Origin of the sequence: Massilia aerilata (assembly GCF_042656905.1) — a bacterium.
GTDB classification, from domain to species: domain Bacteria; phylum Pseudomonadota; class Gammaproteobacteria; order Burkholderiales; family Burkholderiaceae_D; genus Telluria; species Telluria aerilata.
Window position 1 is genome coordinate 608,710 of record NZ_JBHSMZ010000001.1, and the last position, 18,415, is coordinate 627,124.

The window sequence follows — 18,415 nt, forward strand, 5'->3', positions numbered from 1 at the left end:
GGTACGGCCATGAGCAACCCATTAGTAGAACAAAAACACGTCGAGTTTCATTCACAGACTCTCAACGCGTGGTACGCGTCCGCCCTGGAACACGATCGAAGCATATTGACGTTGGCTGCGGGCGCAACAGGCTGGCTGATAACGCTGTTAACGACCAGGGAGATGACGTCCTCCGGTATCCTTTCCCTATATGTCGCGGCGCTTTTATGCTTTGCCGGAGTAATTGGCGTAATCCTCGTTATGTTCCGTAAAAATCAGATTTATCTCGAAAAGGTTCTAAGGGGTCAGCGCGGCCAGGATCCCGTCCTGGGGTATTTGGATCGCGCTGTGCTCGTGCTGTTTGGGAGTGGGGTAGTTCTTTCGGCATTGATAGGAATAAGCGTCGGTTTAGATTCTCTTGAGAAAGGAAAAAACATGGCAAAACAACACGGTGAGCGCGAGGCAATGGCGCACGTACTCAATAACCCAAACGCCGTTCGGAAAAGTATGAATCGCGCGGGCGGACTGATCGACACAGCATTGAGCCCGGCGCCCACACCTGTGCTGCCAGCCGCGCTCACTGCTTCGCAAGCCGCAGATTCGCCTGACCCGGCTGAAGCGCAGCAGCGTAGCGGCCATACTGCGGGCGCATCCGGTACAAGAGAGCATCCTTAAACCGAATCCGCCACCACCGCCGTCACCTCGATCTCCACCCGGGCCCGATCCTCGATCAGGGCCCGGACTTCCACCGCCGTCATCGCCGGATAATGCTTGCCGATGATCTCCCGGTAAGCCGCTCCCAGATCGGCGGACGCCGCCAGGTACTCGCACTTGTCGACCACATACCAGGTCATGCGCACGATATGTTCAGGCCCGGCGCCTGCTTCGCGCAAGACCTCGACCACGTTCAGCAAAGCCTGGCGCGCCTGCATCGCAAAATCGTCGCTCTCGAAGCGGCCATCGGCATTCCAGCCGATCATCCCGCTCACGAACACCTGGCGGCCGCTCGCCGCGACGCCGTTCGAATAGCCGCGCGGACGCGGCCAGCCTGGGGGTTGGAGTACATCCATCACGTCGATTCCTTTGCTTCGCGCAGCAGTTCGCGCGCGATGATCAGTTGCTGCACTTCGGTCGCGCCCTCGTAGATGCGCAGGGCGCGGATCTCGCGGTAGAGCTGCTCGGCCGGATGCCCACTGGTGACGCCCAGGCCGCCGAACATCTGAACGGCGGCGTCGATGACCTGCTGGGCCGATTCGGTGGCCGTCATCTTGGCCATCGCCGCTTCCTTGGTCACCTTGCCGCCACGGTCGCGCTGCCAGGCGGCGCGGTAGGTCAGCAGCGCGCTGGCGTCGATCCGGGTCGCCATCTCGGCGAGTTTCGCCTGGGTCAGCTGGAAGTCCGACAGCACGCCGCCGAACATCCGGCGCGTCGTCGCATGCGCCAGCGCTTCATCCATGGCGCGGCGCGCGAAGCCGAGCGCGGCGGCGGCCACCGAGGTCCGGAACACGTCCAGCGTCGCCATCGCCACCTTGAAGCCCTGCCCGGCCCCGCCGATGCGCTGCGATGCCGGAATGCGGCAGTTGTCGAAGCGCAGGCGCGCCAGCGGGTGCGGCGCGATCACCTCGATGCGCTCGGCGATCTCGAAGCCCTTTGTTCCGGCATCGACGATGAAGGCGCTGATGCCGCGCGCGCCAGGCGCCTCGCCGGTGCGGGCGAATACGATGTAAAAGTCGGCGATACCGCCGTTCGAGATCCAGGTCTTTTCGCCGTCCAGCACGTAGGCATCGCCGTCCAGCCGGGCCGCGCACTGCATCGCCGCGACGTCCGAGCCGGCGCCGGGTTCGGACAGCGCGAAGGCCGCGATGGCCTCGCCGCGTGCGACGCGCGGCAGATAATGCTCGCGCTGCTCCGCAGTGCCGAACAGGCTGATCGCACCGGCGCCGAGGCCCTGCATGGCGAAGGCGAAATCCGCCAGGCCGTTATGCCGCGCCAGCGTTTCGCGGATCAGGCAGATGGCGCGCGTGTCGATCGCCTCTCCATCGCCGGCGATCGCATGGCGCAGCCAGCCGCCCTCGCCCAGCAGGCGCACCAGCTGGCGGCAGCCGGCATCGACATCATGTCCGTGCACGCCGCGCACGTGATCGCCGGCCCAGCCGTCGAGCGCCGCTTCCAGGTCGGCGTGGCGGCCGTCGAAGAAGGGCCACGCCAGATAAGATTTGTCCGCCATCTCAGTCTCCTTCGAACAGGGGCGTCTGCCTGGCCACGAAAGCGTGGTAGGCGCGGTGGAAGTCGTTGGTCGCCATGCAGATCGCCTGGGCCTGGGCCTCGGCTTCGATGGCTTCGTCGATGCCCATGTTCCACTCCTGCTGCAGCATCTTCTTGGTCATGCCGTGGGCAAAGGTCGGGCCGCCGGCGAGGCCGCGCGCCAGGGCCTGCGCTTCCGCCAGCACCGCGTCCGGGGCGCACAGGCGGTTGAAGAAGCCCCAGCGCTCGCCCTCCTCGGCCGTCATCGAGCGGCCGGTGTACAGCAGCTCGGCCGCCCGTCCCTGGCCGATCAGGCGCGGCAGGATCGAGCAGGCGCCCATGTCGCAGCCGGCCAGGCCGACGCGCGCGAACAGGAAGGCGGTCTTGCTGCGGGTGCTGCCGAGGCGCAGGTCGGAGGCCATCGCCAGGATCGCGCCCGCGCCAGCACACACGCCGTCCACGGCTGCCACGATGGGCTGCGGACAGGCGCGCATGGCCTTGACGGTGTCGCCGGTCATGCGGGTGAAGGCTAGCAGGCCGGGCATGTCCAGCTTCGTCAACGGACCGATGATCTCGTGGACGTCGCCGCCCGAGCAGAAATTGCCGCCCGCGCCGGCGATCACCACGGCTTTCACATCGTCGGCGTAGGCCAGCGCGCGAAACAGGTCGCGCAGTTCCGCGTAAGACTCGAAGGTCAGCGGGTTCTTGCGCTCCGGGCGGTCGAGGGTGATGGTGGCGACGCCATCGACGGCCTCGTACAGGAAATGCTCGGCGCGGTAGCCCGCCAGGTTATTGCGGTTGCGCGGCAGCGTATGCGGTTCGCCGGCTAGGTGTCGCATGGTCTTACTCCTTGTGCTCGTTCAGGTGCCGCTTCATGGTGTCGAGCAGCGATATCATCTTGTTCTTGTCCGAAGGCGGAATGTCGGCAAACAGTTCTGCGATCCAGCCTTCGTGGACGGTGGCCATTTCGGCAAAGGCGCTGCGCCCGGCCGGCGTCAGCGTCACCATCGACGCGCGCTTGTCGAGCGGGTCCGGCACCCGCGCCACCAGCTGCTCGCGTTCGAGCTGGTCGACGATGCCGGTGACGTTGCCGCCGGTGACCATCATGCGCTTCGACAGCTCGCCCATGCGCAGGCCTTCCGGTTCGCGTTCCAGCTGCGCCATCAGGTCGAAGCGCGGCAGCGTGATGCTGAAGGTGGTGCGCAGGCGGCTGCGGATGGCGTCCTCGACCCGCACCGTGCAGGCCAGCATGCGCAGCCACAGCTTGAGCGCCTGGTGGTGCTCGCCGGTCAGGCGCGCTGTCATGTCCGGCGATGCCTCGCCCTGCGGCTTCACATCACCTCCCCGCCGGCCACGGCGATGGCCTGGCCGTTCATGGCGGACGCCGCGGGCAGGCACAGCATCGTCACCGCATGCGCCACCTCGTCGGGCTGCACCAGCCGTCCCTGCGGATTCGCCGACGCCAGCTCGGCGCGCGCCTGTTCTTCGCTGCGGCCGGTCTTGCGCACGATATTGGCGACCGCGTCCTGCACGATGTCGGTGTCGGTATAGCCCGGGCAGACCGCGTTCACGGTCACGCCTTTCGCGGCCAGCTCCAGCGCCAGCGCGCGCGTCAGGCCGACCAGCCCGTGCTTGGCCGCGCAATAGGCGGCGACGTAGCGGTAGCCGGTCAGCCCGGCCGTCGAGGCGAGGTTGACGATCCGCCCCCAACCGGCGTCCAGCATGCCCGGCAGCGCGGCCTGGATGCAGTGATAAGCGCCGCTCAGATTCACGTCCAGCATGCGCTGCCACGTTGCCGCGTCGGTGCGCAGGAAGGGACTCGATACCGCCTGGCCGGCATTGTTGACCAGGATGTCGACCGCGCCTGCCAGCTTGAAGGCTTGTTCGACGCTGGCAGGGTCGGTCACGTCCACCGTCTGCCATGCCACGCCGCCGCCCAAGCCGCGCGCCGCCGCGTCCAGTGCTTCGGCGGAGCGCGCCATCAGCGTGACCCGCGCGCCCTGTTCCAGCAAGCCGCGCGCGATCGCCAGCCCGATCCCGCGGCTGGCGCCCGTCACCACGGCATGTTTCCCCTTGAGCGTTTCCATCAACCCTCCAGCAGCCGCGCCGCGACCTGCTGCGGCGACAGGCCGGTATTCGCGGCCGCCAGCTGGCGTTCGCGCTCCAGGTTACGCTCCAGCTGCGCCTTGCCGGCCAGGTACTGCTTCGGCCAGGCGATGGCGGTGAAGCCGATCTTCGCCGCCTCGTGCAGGGTCCAGGCCGGATCGGCAAGGTGCGGTCGCCCGACCGCGCACAGGTCGGCGCGGCCCGCCGCGATGATGCTGTTGGCGTGGTCGGCCTCGAAGATGGCGCCGACGGCGATGGCCGGAATGCCGGCTTCGTTGCGGATGCGGTCCGCGAACGGGGTCTGGTACATGCGCCCGAACACCGGCTTCTCCTGCTTGCTCACCTGTCCCGACGAGCAGTCGATCATGTCGGCGCCGGCGTCCTTGAACAGGCGCGCGATCTGCACCGCGTCTTCCGGCGTGATGCCGCCCTCGACCCAGTCATGGGCCGAGATGCGCACGCTCATCGGCTTGTGCTCAGGCCAGACGGCGCGCATCGCGCGGAACACGCGCAAGGGATAACGGCAGCGGTTTTCAAGACTGCCGCCGTATTCGTCGGTGCGGCGGTTGGTCAGCGGCGAGATGAAGGAGGACAGCAGGTAGCCGTGGGCGCAGTGCAGTTCCAGCCAGTCGAAGCCGGCTTCATGGGACGCCAGCGTGGCGCGCACGAAGTCGGCTTCCACACGGTCCAGGTCCTCCGCCGTCGCCGCGCGCGCCATCTGGGAGATGCCGGGCAGGTACTGCTGCTCCGAGGCGGAAATCAGCGGCCAGTTGCCGGCGGCGAGCGGCTGGTCGATCCCATCCCACATCGCCCGCGTCGAGCCCTTGGCCCCTGCGTGGCCGAGCTGGATCGCGATCTTCGCATCGGTATGCCCATGCACGAAACCGGCGATGCGCTTCCACGCGGCCGTGTGCTCCGGCGTGTACATCCCCGGACAGTCCGGCGTGATGCGGGCGTCCGCCGAAACGCAGGTCATCTCCGCGAACACCATCGCCGCGCCGCCCATGGCGCGCGCGCCCAGGTGCACCAGGTGGTAATCGCCGGGAACGCCGTCGACGGCCGAATACTGGGCCATCGGCGAGACCACGATGCGGTTCTTCAGCACCACCTCGCGCATGCGGTAAGGCGTCAGCATCGGCGGCACATGGGCGCCCGCGGGGAGCGGGACGCCGGCCTGCGCGCAGGCGCGCTGCGCGAACCAGTCCTCGAAGCGCGCCACATAGCCGGGGTCGCGCAGGCGCAGGTTTTCGTGCGAGATGCGCTGGCTGCGGGTCAGCATCGAGTAGGCGAACTGCTCGGCTTCCAGCGCGCTGTAGCGTTCGACGTTCTCGAACCATTCCATCGAATTGCGTGCCGCGGACTGGATCTTCAGCACTTCCACCGAGCGGCTGGCCTGGTAGGCGGCCAGGGCGGCTTTAAAATCGTCGGCGTGCGCGGAGAAACAGCGCGCCAGCTCGATCGCATCCTCCAGCGCCAGCTTGGTGCCGGAGCCGATCGAGAAGTGGGCCGTGTGCGCAGCGTCGCCCATCAGCACGACCGGCACGCCGCCATGCCAGTGCACCCACCGCTCGCAGACGATGCGCGGGAAGGCGATCCAGTTGCTCGATCCGCGCTGGTGGCGGGCATTCGACATCAGCGGGTGGCCGTCCAGGTGCTCGGCGAACAGGCGCTCGCAGAAGGCGATGGCATCGGTCTGCGGCATGTCGGCCAGGCCGGCCTTGCGCCACACGTCTTCCGGCGTCTCGACGATGAAGGTCGAGGTGTCGCCGTCGAACTGGTAGATGTGGGCCTGGAACCAGCCGAACGCCGTCTCCTTGAACACGAAGGTGAAGGCGTCGAACTTCTTCTTCGTGCCCAGCCAGACGAAGCGACAGCGGCGCGTCTCGACAAAGGGTTGGTAGGTCTCCGCGTAGCGCGTGCGGATGCGGCTGTTCAGGCCATCGGCGGCGATCACCAGGTCGGCGGCGTAGCGCGCCGCGATCGCCTGGTCGTCCCGCACATCGGTCTCGAACACCAGCTCGACGCCCAGCTCCTCGCAGCGCTGCTGCAGGATGTTCAGCAGGCGCTTGCGGCCGATGCCGCAGAAGCCGTGGCCGCCGGAGGTCACGCGCGCGCCCTTGTAGAAGACGTCGATGTCGTCCCAGTGGTTGAAGGCCTGCAGGATCGAACGCGCGGTCGGCTCGTCGCTGGCCTCCAGCTTGCCCAGGGTCTGGTCGGAGAACACCACCCCCCAGCCGAAGGTGTCGTAGGGCCGGTTGCGCTCGACCACGACGATCCGGTGATCGGGACTCTGCTTCTTCATCAGCAGGGCAAAATACAGGCCGGCCGGTCCGCCGCCTATGCAAACGATATTCATAAGATAGTCACTGAGCTCTCAACTTGAAACGCTGCAGCTTGCCCGTTTCCGTGCGCGGCAGCTTGTCGGTAAAGCGCACGGCGCGCGGATACTTGTAGGGCGCGATGTGCTGCTTGGCGTAGTCCTGCAGTGCGCGCACCATGTCGGCGGATGCCTCGTGGCCTGGCTTGAGCACCACATGGGCTTCGACGATCTGGCCGCGCTCCTCGTCCGCCCGGCCGACCACGCCGCACTCGAGCACCGCCGGATGGGTGAGCAGGACGTCCTCGACCTCGGCGCCGGCGATGTTGTAGCCGGCCGAGATGATCATGTCGTCGGTGCGCGCGCGGTAGTGGAAATAGCCGTCGCCGTCCATTTCGTAGGCGTCGCCGGTCAGGTTCCAGCCGTTCAGCACGTAGTTGCGCTGGCGCTCGTCCGCCAGGTAGCGGCAGCCGGTCGGCCCCTTGACCGCCAGGCGTCCTATCGTGCCAGGCCCCACTGGCTGGCCGTCCTTGTCGAGGATGCAGGCGCGGTAGCCCGGCACCGGCTTGCCGGTCGCGCCGGGGCGGATCTCGTCGCCGCTGGCGGAAATGAAGATGTGCAGGATCTCGGTGGCGCCGATGCCATCGATCATGGCGATGCCGGTGGCGGACTGCCACGCCTCGCGGGTGGCCAGCGGCAGCGCCTCGCCGGCCGACACGCATTTCTGCAAGGAGCCCAGGTCGAAGCGCGGCGCCAGGGGCGTCATCTGCCGATAGAAGGTGGGCGCGGTAAAGCAGACCGTGGCTTCGTAGGCCTCGATGGCCGCCAGCAGGCCCTCGGGCGTCAGCTTTTCGAGCAGCACGCCGGCCGCGCCGAAGCGCAGCGGGAACAGCAGCAGCCCGCCCAGGCCGAAGGTGAAGGCCAGCGGCGGCGTGCCGATGAAGACATCGTCCGCGCTTGCCTTGAGCGTGTGGCGCGGGAAGCAGTCGCAGATCGCCAGGATGTCGCGGTGGAAGTGCATGGTGCCCTTGGGGACGCCCGTGGTGCCCGAGGTGAAGCTGATCAGGCAGACGTCGTCGGCGGCCGTATCGACCGCCGCGAAGGGATCCGCATGCCGCGCCATGCGCGCTTCAAGCCCGTCCGCATTGCCGGGATCGTCGAACCAGACGACCGGCGGATGCCCCGCCAGCTGTTCGAGCTCGCCGGCCAGGGACCGCGCGCACAGCACCGCGTTCACCTGCGCCTTGTCGAAGATGACGCCCAGTTCGCGGGCGCGCAGCAGCGGCATCGTCGGCACGGCCACCAGCCCGGCCTTGAGCACCGCGAGAATCGAGGCCGCCATCATCGGGCAATTCGCACCGCGCAGCAGCACGCGGTTTCCCGGCACCAGGCCCATGTCGATGCGCAGCACGCGGGCGATGCGGTCGACCTGGCGCTGCAGGTCCGCATAGGTCCAGCGCAGGCGATCGCCGATGACGGCCGTGCGTTCGCCGCGGCCCGCGGCCACGTGGGCGTCCAGCAGTTCGGCCACGCAGTTCAGCCGCGCCGGGTACTGGAGTTCGGATAGATCGAACACGAGGTCCGGCCATTGCTCGCGTGGCGGAAGGTGGTCCCGCGCGAAGGTGTCGACGTGGGCCGTGAAACTTGATTCTGCAGCGGAAGAGCTTGTAACTGGGCTTGTCATGAAGCGGCTCCGGAGAAAAGATCGTTCGGTGGACACCGGCAGATACTTTAAGCCTAAAGCAAATTCAGGACAAGGGGAATTGCGTTTTTGCAAAAACCCGGCGTATCATCAAACGGTTCGCTGGTTCGCGAATCCTGCCCCACTCCATCGAAAGGTTAGCCCGTGGCTCTGAAAGATGAGATTCAAGCAGCACAAGACCGCCTTGCCGACGCCGTCGCGGCGCGCGACCCTGCACGAGCTGCGGCGCTCTACACCGACGATGCGCGCCTGATCCCCCAGGGCGCGCCCGCCTGCGCCGACCGCGCCGCGATCGCCGCCTTCTTTGCCGGCGCCTTCGACAAGGGCATCGCCGGCGCACGCTTCACCACCGACGAAGTGGACGGCGACGATGCGCTTGCTACCGAGCTCGGCCGCTACCAGCTCTACGCGGCGGCGCCGGGCGGCGACCGTGTCCTCGCGGCGGAGGGTCGCTACCTGGTGGTCTGGCGCAAGGTCGACGGCGCATGGCGCATGCACCGCGACATGTTCAACACAGCTTAGAACTTCATCTCCACCGTCGCCCGCACACTGCGATGCACCGGGTTCAAGGTACGGCTGGTCTGGGTCCCGGCCGCCGTCGTATAGCTGCTCTGGCTGATGTTGTCCTGGGCCAGCAGGTTGGCGGTCGCCACCCGCAGCTGCAGCTTGGGCGTGAACTTCCACAGCGCGTACAGGTCGAGATCGCGGCGCACCGACTGGTAGCTGATCTGGTTGCCCGAGACGCGCACGAAGCCGCCGTTCTTGAAGACATAGCTGCCGCCCAGGGTCAACGCGCCGGTCTTGTAGTCGGCGCCCAGGGTCGCGGACAGCGGGGTCTGGCCGTCCAGGCGGTTGTCCGGGCCCGGCACCGAGTCCACCGTCGACCAGTTGCGCGACAGGCTGGCGCGCAGGTCGAGGTTGGTCGTCGTTTCCATCACCGCCTTCAGCGGGAACTTGGCTTCCAGTTCGACGCCGTAGGTTTTCGCATTGCCGCTGTTGGTCGGGGTCGAGACCCAGCGCGCGCCGTCGAACACCACCAGGCTGCGTGTGTAGTCGGTGATGCGGCGGCTCGACACGCTGGCCGACAGCAGCGCTCCCTCGGCCCAGTAATGCTCGTAGGAGGCGTCGATGCCCAGCGCCAGCTCCGGCTTCAGGTTCGGGTTGCCGATCGAATCGGGTTCGGTCTGGCTGTTGTTCACCGAGGTGAAGCGGTGCGGGATGATCTGCTGCTGGTTCGGCGCCTTGTAGGTGCGGGTCACGGCCAGGCGCAGCTGGTCGCCTTTGGTGCCCGGGATCTTGTACAGGGTCTGCGCGATCGGGCTCAGGACCGAGGAATTGTTCTTCACCTGGGCATAGGTATTCCCTTCGGTCGAGGTGCGGATGCCTTCCCAGCGCGCGCCCAGGTACACCGACCAGGCCGGCGTCACGTTCCACTCGTCCTGGCCATACACGGCCAGGCGCGACACCGCCGATTCATAGAACTCGTCGCCGCCCGGCAGCGGGACCGCCGGCGCGGCGGCGTCGCGTTCGAGACGCCGGTCGTCGCCGCTCTGGTAGCCGCCGTCCCAGCCGAAGGCCAGCGCGTGGCCCTCGAAACGGCTGCTGGTGTACTTGCCGGTCGAGGTCAGGCCGCGGATCGCGGCGTCGGATTCGATGAAGGCGCGCAGCGGCGTGGCGGCCGGATTGCCGCCGCCGAAGCGGTACATCGAGTTGCCGGCGCCGACATACAGGCCGCTCAGCTTCGCATCCAGCTTGGCGCCGGATTCGAACTTGTGGACCCAGTTCAGCTCTTCGCGGAACACGTGGTTATGGTTGGTCATGCTCTGGTCGAGCCGCGGATAGGCGGGGATAGGACCGAGGAGCGTCTCGATACGGCCGGCTTCGACCTGGCTGAAGTTTGCCCAGTTGGCAAAAGTTTGCGAGGTCAGCGTATCGCCGTTCTCGAACGTATAGTTGATGCGCGGGGTCAGGTTCACCGCACTGATACGGGCGTCCTGCGGGGTTTCGCTCTGGCGCAGGCCGGTCATGACGCCGGCCGGATTGAAGAAGCTTTCAGTCGTCTCCGGCTCGTTGGTGAAACGGTTCTGGAACACGTTCATCGCAAACGAGTAGGAGAGCTTGCCGAGCTTGTCCGACAGCTGCAGGCTGGCGGTCGGGCTGTTCTGCGCCGCGCCATGGCCATAGCCCAGCTTCAGTTCGCGCTGCGCGGCCTTGACCGACTTCTTCAGCACCACGTTGATGGTGCCGGCGATCGACTGGGTCGAGAACTCGGCGCTGGCGGCGCGCAGCACCTCGATGCGCTCGATCACTTCCGGCGACAGCGAGCTGATGTCGAAGCCGGCCGGCGCGCGTTCGCCGTTCAACAGGATCTGCGTGTAGCCGTTACCGAGGCCGCGCATGCGGATCTCGCCGCCGCGGCCGCTGCTGCTGACGGTCACGCCGGGCACGCGCTTGAGCACGTCGAGCACGTTGGTGTCGCCGTATTTGACGATCTCCTCGTTATTGACGACGATCTTGCTGGCGGTGTCGTCGCGGCGCGGGTCGTAGGAAGCGGCGGCGCCTTTCACTTCGACCTGCTGGATTTTCCGGGATTCCCCGGCCGGCGCCTGTTCTTTCGAAACAGGCGCCTGCTGGGCGTGGACGGGAGCCATGGCGGCCGCAACGGCGGCAGCGACGAGGCTCAAACGGCATGGAAAGGCGGCTGGCATGTCAATCTGTTCAAAGTTGAAATGGAGCGCCATTTTCCGTCATCTTCACGGGCTTCAGTTGCCGACACGTAAATATTTTTGATATGCATGCATCAAATTAATATGCATGCATATCAAAAACGATGTCAGAATGCAACGCTGTTCCTTTGTCCGGGCCGCCCGTTATAATCAGACATCTTCTATTCGAGGTTTTACCGTGTCCGATCGCATCAAAGTCCTGCCGCAATATTTGCTGCCCAAGCAGCGCCTGACGACCTTTGCCGGCCGCGTCGCCGGCGCCAAGGGCGGCACGATGACGACCAGGCTGATCCGCTGGTTCGTCGGCAAGTACGGCGTCAACATGGAAGAAGCCGAGAATTCGGACATCGCCAGCTACACCAGCTTCAACGACTTCTTCACCCGCCCGCTGAAAGCCGGCGCGCGGCCGCTGGCCGATGCCGCCTTCGTCTGCCCGGTCGACGGTGCGATCAGCCAGTTCGGTGCGATCGACGACCACCACATCCTGCAGGCCAAGGGCCACCGTTTCACCACCACCGAACTGGTGGGCGGCGACGCCGAACTGGCGAAGCAGTTCCGGCACGGCAGCTTCGCCAACCTGTATTTGTCGCCGAAGGATTACCACCGCCTTCACATGCCCTGCGACGGCCGCCTGACCCGCATGATCTACGTGCCCGGCGCCCTGTTCTCGGTGAACCCGACCACGGCGCGCGGCGTGCCCAACCTGTTCGCCCGCAACGAGCGCGTGGTCTGCGTGTTCGAGTCGGAACAGTACGGGCCTTTCGTGATGGTGCTGGTCGGCGCCACCATCGTCGGCAGCATGGCCACCGTCTGGCACGGCGTGGTCAATCCGAAGCGCCCGCAGAAGATCAGCGAGTGGCGCTACGACGACCAGAACATCGTCCTGAAGAAGGGCGAGGAAATGGGACGCTTCCTGCTGGGATCGACCATCGTCATGCTGTTCAAGCAGGACACCATCAGCTTCAACCAGGACTGGGCGCCGGAGCGTTCGGTGCGCCTCGGGGAGCTGATGGGTGACTTCTGCGGCGCCTGAGACTCAGCTCATTCCGCCGGTATTTCGAAGAAGTGCAGCGTCGCATGCGGCCTCGCCAATGCCTTGCCAACTTGCGCAAGGGCATGCCTGGCCGCCTCGTTTTCCACGCCGCAGGTAATGATGAAGTTCTTCATCCCATGCCGCCTGGCCAGCGCAGCCAGCGCCTGGACGGCTGCCTTGCTGTGTCCGCGATTCCGGTAGGGAGGATCGACATGGCCGCCGGCGTTTCCGGTATCGCCGACGAGATCCGGCGGAGCCGGCGTGAAATGATATTGCCCGACATAGCTGCCGTCGGATGCCTGCAGATTGAAAAGATACAGCGGCAGCTTGCGCTCGGGATCGAACCGGTATCCTTCCAGCAGAAGCCTGGTCCGGCCGTGCGCCAGGTGTTGGACATCGTCAAAAAGACCGAACTGCGCCGGCTCGCCGGGCAGATCTTCAAGCAAGGCATTCACCGTCATGCTTAACCTCTCTTCCTTGGGTGTTTTACTACCTGGACGCAAGAGACTTGTTTAAAAGCATGCCGTAAATGCCGGCCCGGGTCGAGCTAGTCGTTTGAAGAGGTAGGCGACGCCATCAGGCCGCCCTGCCCTCCTGCTGCTGCCGCGCCCGCGCACAGCAAGCCTCATCCAGCATGTCCAGGAAAGCCCGGGTCTTGGCCGGCATCAAGCGCCGTCCCGGGAACACCGCCCAGCCGGTGGCCGCCGGTAAATCCCAGTCCGGCAGCACCCGCACCAGTTCTCCCTTCTGCAGCATCGGCCCCGCGAACAGGTCCGAACTGGCCGCGATGCCGGCGCCGCCGCAGGCGATCTTCGCCAGCAGTTCCGGCGAGTTCGCCGTCAGGCGCGCCGCGACCTGCCGCTCCCAGCGCGTCTTGCCGCGTTCCAGCACCCATTGCGCGGCGCCGCCGGTGCGGCTCAGGATGCACAGCAGGTCGTGCTTCAGCAGGTCGTCCGGATGCTCGGGCAGGCCGTGCCGCGCGATGTAGGAAGGGGCCGCGTACAGGCCGAAGCGCTCCAGCGAGACGCGGCGCGCGTTGAGGGTCGAATCGTCGGGCAGGTCGCCCATGCGGATCGCGATGTCGAAGCCCTCGGCCACCAGGTCGACCCGGCGCGGCGACAGATCCAGTTCCAGCGACACCGCCGGATAGCGCGCCAGGAAGCGCGACATCATCTCCGTCATGCCGAGGTTGGCGAAGTCGCCCGGCATCGAAATCCTCAGCTTGCCGCTCGGTTCGGCCTGGCGGTGCTGGGCCAGGGCGCCGGCCGCTTCCACCTCTTCGGCCACCTTGCGGGCGTGCTCGAGCAGGCTTTCGCCGAATTCCGTCAGCACCAGCCGGCGCGTGGTGCGCTGCAGGAGGCGTTCGCCCAGGCTGGCTTCGAGCAGCGCGATACGGCGCGAAACCGTCGATTTCGGCAAGTCCAGGCGCTGCGCGGCCATGCTGAAACTGCCGGCCTCGACGATGCGAGCGAAGAGCAGCATGTCATTCGGTTCAAGGTGCATGATTGTTCCACCAGTTGAATAATGTTATCCATTCTAGCGCCTTCCGCACGATAGATGGAACCGTTAAAGTATCTCCATCGACACACCAACCGACACGAAGGGACACCAAATGAACATCCTGCAAATCAATTCCAGTCTGCGCGGCGCCAACTCCGAATCGAACCGCGTGGCTGGCAACATCGTCGCCAAGCTCAGCGCCGCCAACCCGGGCGCCATCGTGACCGTGCGCGACGTCGGCGCCAACGCCCACCCGGTGCTGGACGAAGCCGCACTGGGCGCCCTGTTCACCCCGGCCGACCAGCGTAGCCCGGCGCAGGCCGCCCGCGTGGCCCTGGACGACGCGCTGATCGCCGAAGTGCAGGCCGCCGACGTGGTCGTGATCGGCGCCCCGATGTACAACTTCGGCATGCCGGTCCAGCTGAAGGCCTGGTTCGACGCGATCGCCCGCGCCGGCGTCACCTTCCGCTATACCGAATCGGGTCCGGAAGGCCTGCTGAAGAATAAAAAAGTCTTCGTGGCGACCGCCCGCGGCGGCATCTACCCGGAAGACGCGGATCCGCAAGTGCCGCATATCCGCATGCTGCTGAACTTCCTGGGCATGACCGACTCGACTTTCGTGTACTCGAACGGCCAGGCTATGGGTCCGGATGCGGCAGGCAAGGGCCAGGCGGAAGCCGACGCGGTCGTCGCGGCGCTGGCATAAGAAAGTTCGCGGCCTGCAGGCCGCTTGTTCGTTTCAAGGGGAGATCGAGATGGACCAGAAAGTTGCAATCGATATTGCGGAACAACGCGTCGCACGCAGCCGCCGCATCGAGCGCGTGCTCGGCGGCCAGTTCGTGATGGATGGCGCGGGCGTGAAGATCAACCGCGTGCTGACCCAGCCGCTGCAACGCCGCCTCGATCCCTTCCTGATGCTGGACGCCTTCGGCAGCGACAAGGCGGGCGACTACATCGCCGGCTTCCCCGAGCACCCGCACCGCGGCTTCGAGACCGTCACCTACATGCTGGCCGGGCGCATGCGCCACCGCGACAGCGCCGGCAACGAGGGCGTGGTCAGCGACGGCGGCGTGCAGTGGATGACCGCCGGCCGCGGCGTGGCCCACTCCGAGATGCCCGAGCAGAACGAAGGCCTGATGGAAGGCTTCCAGCTGTGGCTCAACCTGCCGGCCAAGGACAAGATGTGCGCGCCCTGGTACCGCGACATCCCGAACCAGGAAGTGCCGCGCTTCGCCCTGCCGTCGGGCGCGGCGGTGCAGGTGATCGCCGGCAGCTCGCATGGCGTCGACGGCGCCGTGCAGCGCGAGGCGACCCAGCCGCTCTACCTCGACATCCACCTGCCGCAAGGCGTGGAGTTCGCGCAGCCGCTGCCGGCCGGGCATAACGCCTTCTTCTATGTGTATCGGGGCGAGGTCGTGGTGGACGGCAAGGCGGTCCCGCAGGCGCGCATGGCCATCCTTGACAATGCGGAAGAAGCGGACGGTGTGCGTGTGAAAGCAAGCGCCGATGCGCGCTTCATCCTGATCGCCGGGCGTCCGCTGAACGAGCCGATCGCGCAGTACGGGCCCTTCGTGATGAACACGAATGCCGAGGTATTCCAGGCGGTCGAAGATTTCAGGGCCGGCCGCTTCGCCTGATGCATCTTCGGCTACACTAGCAGGATGCCGTTGCTAGATACCATCTCAAGCCTGCTCGGGCGCGCCAGCCGCGCGCTCGGGCTGGAAACCGTCGACGCCTTCCCGCCGGGCCACCGCTACGCCCACACGCGCTGGGACAAGGCTTATTTCGACATTCCCTCCGACTGGAAGCCCGAGCGCATCGAACAGGCCGTCTCCGAGGCGATCACGAACACCCCCAGCGTGTTCGCGTATATCGCCCATCCGACCCCGCGCATGCAGCGCGCCCTCCTGGCCGTGATCCATGCGCGCCTGCGCCGCGGCGGCACCCCGCCCAACGATTTGCTGGCAATGCTGATCGATGCCTACGCCAGCCCGCGCACGCCGGAGGCCATGCCCGGGCTGCGCGCGGCGATCGCCTCTAACCTCGGCTACGATCCCTCGATGCGGGTCGCCCACCTTGCGGCCTGGCTGGCCGACATGCCGGCCGCCTTCGACGTCATCGACTTCGCCTGAACCCCGCGTTCAGTGGGGCACCGGTGCGCTCAGCACTTCCTGGGGGCTCGGATCCGCATTCGGCTTCATGGCGTACAGGAAGTCGGCAGGCAGGTTTGCGACCGTCTTCTTTTGGCCCGGCAACAGCCTGAAGCGCGCAGCCTCCGTGTAGCGGCAGCTGCGTTCCTTGGTCGCGCCGTCCAGCATTCTTTCCTGGCAGAGGGAATTCAGGAGCAGATAGTGGCAGCTGCCCGTTCCGCTGCAGGAAAACGTGGTGGCGGAAATGCCCAGCCTGGTCGTAGTGGTCGCGAGGGCCGCGGGCTCGGCACACGCAAGGCTGCTTGCCAGCATGGCGCACATCGCCAGCAAGGGGGATAAACGGTTTTTCATCGTCGGTCTCGAAAACGGGCCGCCCGGGTTTGGGCAGAGCGAGCTTATCAGACTGGCATATCCCCGAAATGCACGGATTCTCACCGCGCCGCGGCCGCCGCCTGCGACGCCGCGGCCGTCCCCGGCACATAGCGCTCGCGCAGCCGCATGCAAGGCGTCTCCACCAGGCGATACAGCAGCCAGCCCGCCAGCACCGAAGCCGCCAGCGCCGCGCCGATGGTCAGCGGGTGCGCCGGGCCGTAGCCGGCTTCACCCATGGCCTGGCCGGCCAGGATGCTCACCTGCTTGTGGATCAGGTAGATCGCGTAGGACCACAGCGCCAGTCGGGACGCGCCCGGCACGCGGATGCGGTGCAGCGGCGAGTCCGGCGCCAGCGCCGCCAGGATCAGCAGCGCGCAGCCCAGCGCCAGCAGCGGGAAGCCCAGTACGCTGGTCCAGAAACCGTAGTGGTCGGCCAGGAACCAGCGCAGCGCCAGCGCGCAGGCAAGCAGGGCGGCGGCCAGCAGCAGCCGGCCCTGCCTCATCAGCCGCGTCCACAGCCCGGGGTGCGCATGCTTCAGCAGCGCCAGCGCGACCCCGGCCAGCAGTTCGTCGAAGCGGCACAGGCTCGCGTAATACAGGTGCTTGTAATAGAAATGCATCCAGTTGCGGGCGTCCTGCCCCTCCAGCCAGGTGCCGGCGCGGACTGCCATCCCGGCGCCGAAGACCAGCGCGACCGCGAACCAGGCCAGGCGCATGCTGGCGCCGCGCCGGCCCAGCGCCGCGGCCAGCAGTGCGCAGGCCGGCAGCAGCACGTAGAACTGTTCCTCGATGCACAGCGACCAGGCGTGCGAAAACGCGGTGCCCGGCTCCAGGCCGATGTTCTGGGTGAAGCTGAGGTATTGCCACAGCGGCAGCATGGGCGGTTTGCCGCGGAAGGCCGGCCATAGCGCATACAGCGCCAGCACCACGTAGAAATTCGGCAGGGTGCGCAGCAGCCGGCGCGCGTAGAAGCGGGTCAGGGACAGGCCTTCCGGGCGGCGCAGGGCCTGGAAGATCTGGTTGCCGATCAGGTAGCCGGACAGCGCGAAAAACAGGTCGACGCCGACCCAGCCGATCTCGCCGACCCAGCCAAAGGTAGTGTCGAAGCTGACGAACAGCACGTAGTGATGCAGCACCACCAGCGTGACGGCGAGCGCACGCAGGGTGTCGAGGCCATCGATGCGCTGTGATGCAGGGCTCATGTGGGGGATCGTCGACGAAAACGCCGGATGATGCCACGCGCTTCTCCCTCGTGCCAGGAAATCCCGATAAAATGGCCGGATCGAAATTTCTTTGGAACACCAGCATGAGCTCCGCAGCAAGCCTGTCGCATTTCAAATCCGTCAACTACACCGGCCAGGGCGCCGGACCGCGCGTCATCATCATGGGCGCGACCCACGGTAACGAGATCTGCGGCACCCAGGCCATCAGCCGCGTCATGGCGGAGCTCGACAGCGGCGCGCTGCGCATCGCCAACGGCAGCGTGACCTTCGTCCCCATCGTCAATCCGCTGGCCTACGCGAAGAACACGCGCTCGGGCGACCGCAACCTGAACCGCGACCTGTCGCCGAAGGAAAATCCGCAGGACTTCGAAGACCGCGTCGCCAACTGGCTGTGCCCGCTGCTGGCCCAGCATGATGTGCTGCTCGACCTGCACTCCTTCAACGCCGCCCATGGCGAGCCTTTCGTGATGGTCGGCCCGCTCGACAATGACGGGGATATCGAGCCCTTCAAGCACATGCGCGAGGAACGCGCGCTGGCGCGCCGCCTGGGCGTGCGCCGCTTCGTGACCGGCTGGATGGCGGCCTACGGCGGCGGCGTGCAGCGCCGTTCGCGCGGCGACGCCGCCGAACTGAAAACCGTCCTGCGCTACGGCATGGGCACCACCGAATACATGCGCAGCACCGGCGGCTACGCCCTGACCCTGGAATGCGGCCAGCACCTCGATCCGCAGGCGCCGGAAGTCGCCTACCGCGCCATCCTGAACACCCTGGCCCACCTGAAGCTGATCGAGGCGCCGGCGCCGGAACCTGTCTCCTTCGAGGAGATGGAGGCGCTGCAGATGGTCGTCGTCCACGACAAGCTGGACGCCGGCGACAGCTTCACCCGCACCTGGGCCAGCTTCGACCCGGTGCAGGAAGGCGAGCAGATCGGCGTGCGCGCCGACGGCAGCCCGGTCACGGCCGAGTTCTCGGGCCGCGTCCTGTTCCCGGACACGAACGCCGGTCCGAATCAGGAGTGGTATTACCTGACCCGCCCGAATCCGCAGTTCGGCCGCGAATAAGG

General features: G+C 66.5%; 19 protein-coding genes. 7 read left to right on the top strand and 12 right to left on the bottom strand.

The annotated features are described in order from the left end of the window. The first annotated feature begins 9 nt into the window (after positions 1–9). Positions 10–654 (top strand): hypothetical protein, encoded by a 645-nt coding sequence (locus ACFPO9_RS02685; RefSeq protein ID WP_379766660.1) that lies wholly within the window; start codon positions 10–12, stop codon positions 652–654. On the opposite strand, the gene ACFPO9_RS02690 is transcribed toward ACFPO9_RS02685, so the two are convergent. From ACFPO9_RS02690 to ACFPO9_RS02720, 7 genes are read right to left on the bottom strand one after another with little or no spacing between them, the layout of a single operon-like run. After that, positions 651–1,049 carry a RidA family protein gene (locus tag ACFPO9_RS02690; RefSeq protein WP_379766662.1) on the bottom strand — a complete coding sequence of 133 codons (399 nt, stop codon included), beginning with the start codon at positions 1,047–1,049 and terminating at the stop codon, positions 651–653. The two genes, ACFPO9_RS02685 and ACFPO9_RS02690, sit on opposite strands and share 4 nt — an antisense overlap. Continuing rightward, complete coding sequence (locus ACFPO9_RS02695) at positions 1,049–2,206, bottom strand: acyl-CoA dehydrogenase family protein (protein WP_379766665.1); 1,158 nt, start codon at positions 2,204–2,206, stop codon at positions 1,049–1,051. The genes ACFPO9_RS02690 and ACFPO9_RS02695 overlap by 1 nt, the downstream gene beginning before the upstream one ends. Before the next feature lies 1 nt (position 2,207). Next, on the bottom strand, positions 2,208–3,062 hold the full coding sequence (locus ACFPO9_RS02700) for an enoyl-CoA hydratase family protein (RefSeq protein WP_379766668.1): 855 nt from the start codon (positions 3,060–3,062) through the stop codon (positions 2,208–2,210). Between the two features lie 4 nt (positions 3,063–3,066). Further along, entirely contained in the window at positions 3,067–3,528 is a 462-nt protein-coding gene (locus ACFPO9_RS02705; RefSeq protein ID WP_379767585.1) for a MarR family winged helix-turn-helix transcriptional regulator, read from the bottom strand. A 26-nt stretch (positions 3,529–3,554) separates the two neighbouring features. Continuing rightward, positions 3,555–4,310, bottom strand: a complete 756-nt coding sequence (locus tag ACFPO9_RS02710; protein ID WP_379766671.1) for an SDR family NAD(P)-dependent oxidoreductase — start codon at positions 4,308–4,310, stop codon at positions 3,555–3,557. Next, positions 4,310–6,685: a bifunctional salicylyl-CoA 5-hydroxylase/oxidoreductase gene (locus tag ACFPO9_RS02715; RefSeq protein WP_379766674.1), complete on the bottom strand. Its 2,376-nt coding sequence runs from the start codon at positions 6,683–6,685 to the stop codon at positions 4,310–4,312. The genes ACFPO9_RS02710 and ACFPO9_RS02715 overlap by 1 nt, the downstream gene beginning before the upstream one ends. Before the next feature lie 7 nt (positions 6,686–6,692). Continuing rightward, the gene (locus ACFPO9_RS02720) at positions 6,693–8,330 is read right to left on the bottom strand and encodes an AMP-binding protein (protein ID WP_379766677.1); all 1,638 of its coding nucleotides are present in this window, start codon (positions 8,328–8,330) and stop codon (positions 6,693–6,695) included. Positions 8,331–8,492: 162 nt separating this feature from the next. Between ACFPO9_RS02720 and ACFPO9_RS02725 the strand changes: the two genes are divergently transcribed. Next, positions 8,493–8,870 (top strand): SgcJ/EcaC family oxidoreductase, encoded by a 378-nt coding sequence (locus tag ACFPO9_RS02725; protein WP_379766680.1) that lies wholly within the window; start codon positions 8,493–8,495, stop codon positions 8,868–8,870. Here ACFPO9_RS02725 and ACFPO9_RS02730 read toward each other — a convergent pair. After that, positions 8,867–10,999: a TonB-dependent receptor plug domain-containing protein gene (locus ACFPO9_RS02730; RefSeq protein WP_379766683.1), complete on the bottom strand. Its 2,133-nt coding sequence runs from the start codon at positions 10,997–10,999 to the stop codon at positions 8,867–8,869. The genes ACFPO9_RS02725 and ACFPO9_RS02730 overlap by 4 nt on opposite strands. A gap of 253 nt (positions 11,000–11,252) precedes the next feature. On the opposite strand from ACFPO9_RS02730, the gene asd reads away from it, so the two are divergent. After that, a complete protein-coding gene (gene asd / locus ACFPO9_RS02735; RefSeq protein ID WP_379766686.1) occupies positions 11,253–12,107 on the top strand; it encodes an archaetidylserine decarboxylase in 855 nt (284 codons plus the stop codon). Between the two features lie 8 nt (positions 12,108–12,115). Here asd and ACFPO9_RS02740 read toward each other — a convergent pair whose 3' ends face one another. After that, positions 12,116–12,568, bottom strand: coding sequence for a GNAT family N-acetyltransferase (locus tag ACFPO9_RS02740; RefSeq protein ID WP_379766689.1), 453 nt, complete (start codon positions 12,566–12,568; stop codon positions 12,116–12,118). Between the two features lie 115 nt (positions 12,569–12,683). After that, complete coding sequence (locus ACFPO9_RS02745; protein WP_379766692.1) at positions 12,684–13,610, bottom strand: LysR family transcriptional regulator; 927 nt, start codon at positions 13,608–13,610, stop codon at positions 12,684–12,686. A gap of 109 nt (positions 13,611–13,719) precedes the next feature. Here ACFPO9_RS02745 and ACFPO9_RS02750 point away from each other — a divergent pair, with 109 nt between their 5' ends. From ACFPO9_RS02750 to ACFPO9_RS02760, 3 genes are read left to right on the top strand one after another with little or no spacing between them, the layout of a single operon-like run. After that, a complete protein-coding gene (locus ACFPO9_RS02750) occupies positions 13,720–14,313 on the top strand; it encodes an FMN-dependent NADH-azoreductase (protein WP_379766695.1) in 594 nt (197 codons plus the stop codon). 49 nt (positions 14,314–14,362) lie between these two features. Beyond that, positions 14,363–15,244: a pirin family protein gene (locus ACFPO9_RS02755; protein ID WP_379766698.1), complete on the top strand. Its 882-nt coding sequence runs from the start codon at positions 14,363–14,365 to the stop codon at positions 15,242–15,244. 24 nt (positions 15,245–15,268) lie between these two features. Beyond that, entirely contained in the window at positions 15,269–15,739 is a 471-nt protein-coding gene (locus tag ACFPO9_RS02760; RefSeq protein ID WP_379766701.1) for a hypothetical protein, read from the top strand. Positions 15,740–15,748: 9 nt separating this feature from the next. Here the strand turns inward: ACFPO9_RS02760 and ACFPO9_RS02765 are convergent, their stop codons facing one another. Then, positions 15,749–16,108 carry a hypothetical protein gene (locus ACFPO9_RS02765; protein WP_379766704.1) on the bottom strand — a complete coding sequence of 120 codons (360 nt, stop codon included), beginning with the start codon at positions 16,106–16,108 and terminating at the stop codon, positions 15,749–15,751. Positions 16,109–16,188: 80 nt separating this feature from the next. Beyond that, on the bottom strand, positions 16,189–17,331 hold the full coding sequence (locus tag ACFPO9_RS02770) for an acyltransferase family protein (RefSeq protein ID WP_379766707.1): 1,143 nt from the start codon (positions 17,329–17,331) through the stop codon (positions 16,189–16,191). 104 nt (positions 17,332–17,435) lie between these two features. Here ACFPO9_RS02770 and ACFPO9_RS02775 point away from each other — a divergent pair, with 104 nt between their 5' ends. After that, positions 17,436–18,413, top strand: a complete 978-nt coding sequence (locus tag ACFPO9_RS02775) for a M14 family metallopeptidase (RefSeq protein WP_379766710.1) — start codon at positions 17,436–17,438, stop codon at positions 18,411–18,413. Positions 18,414–18,415: the final 2 nt, after the last annotated feature.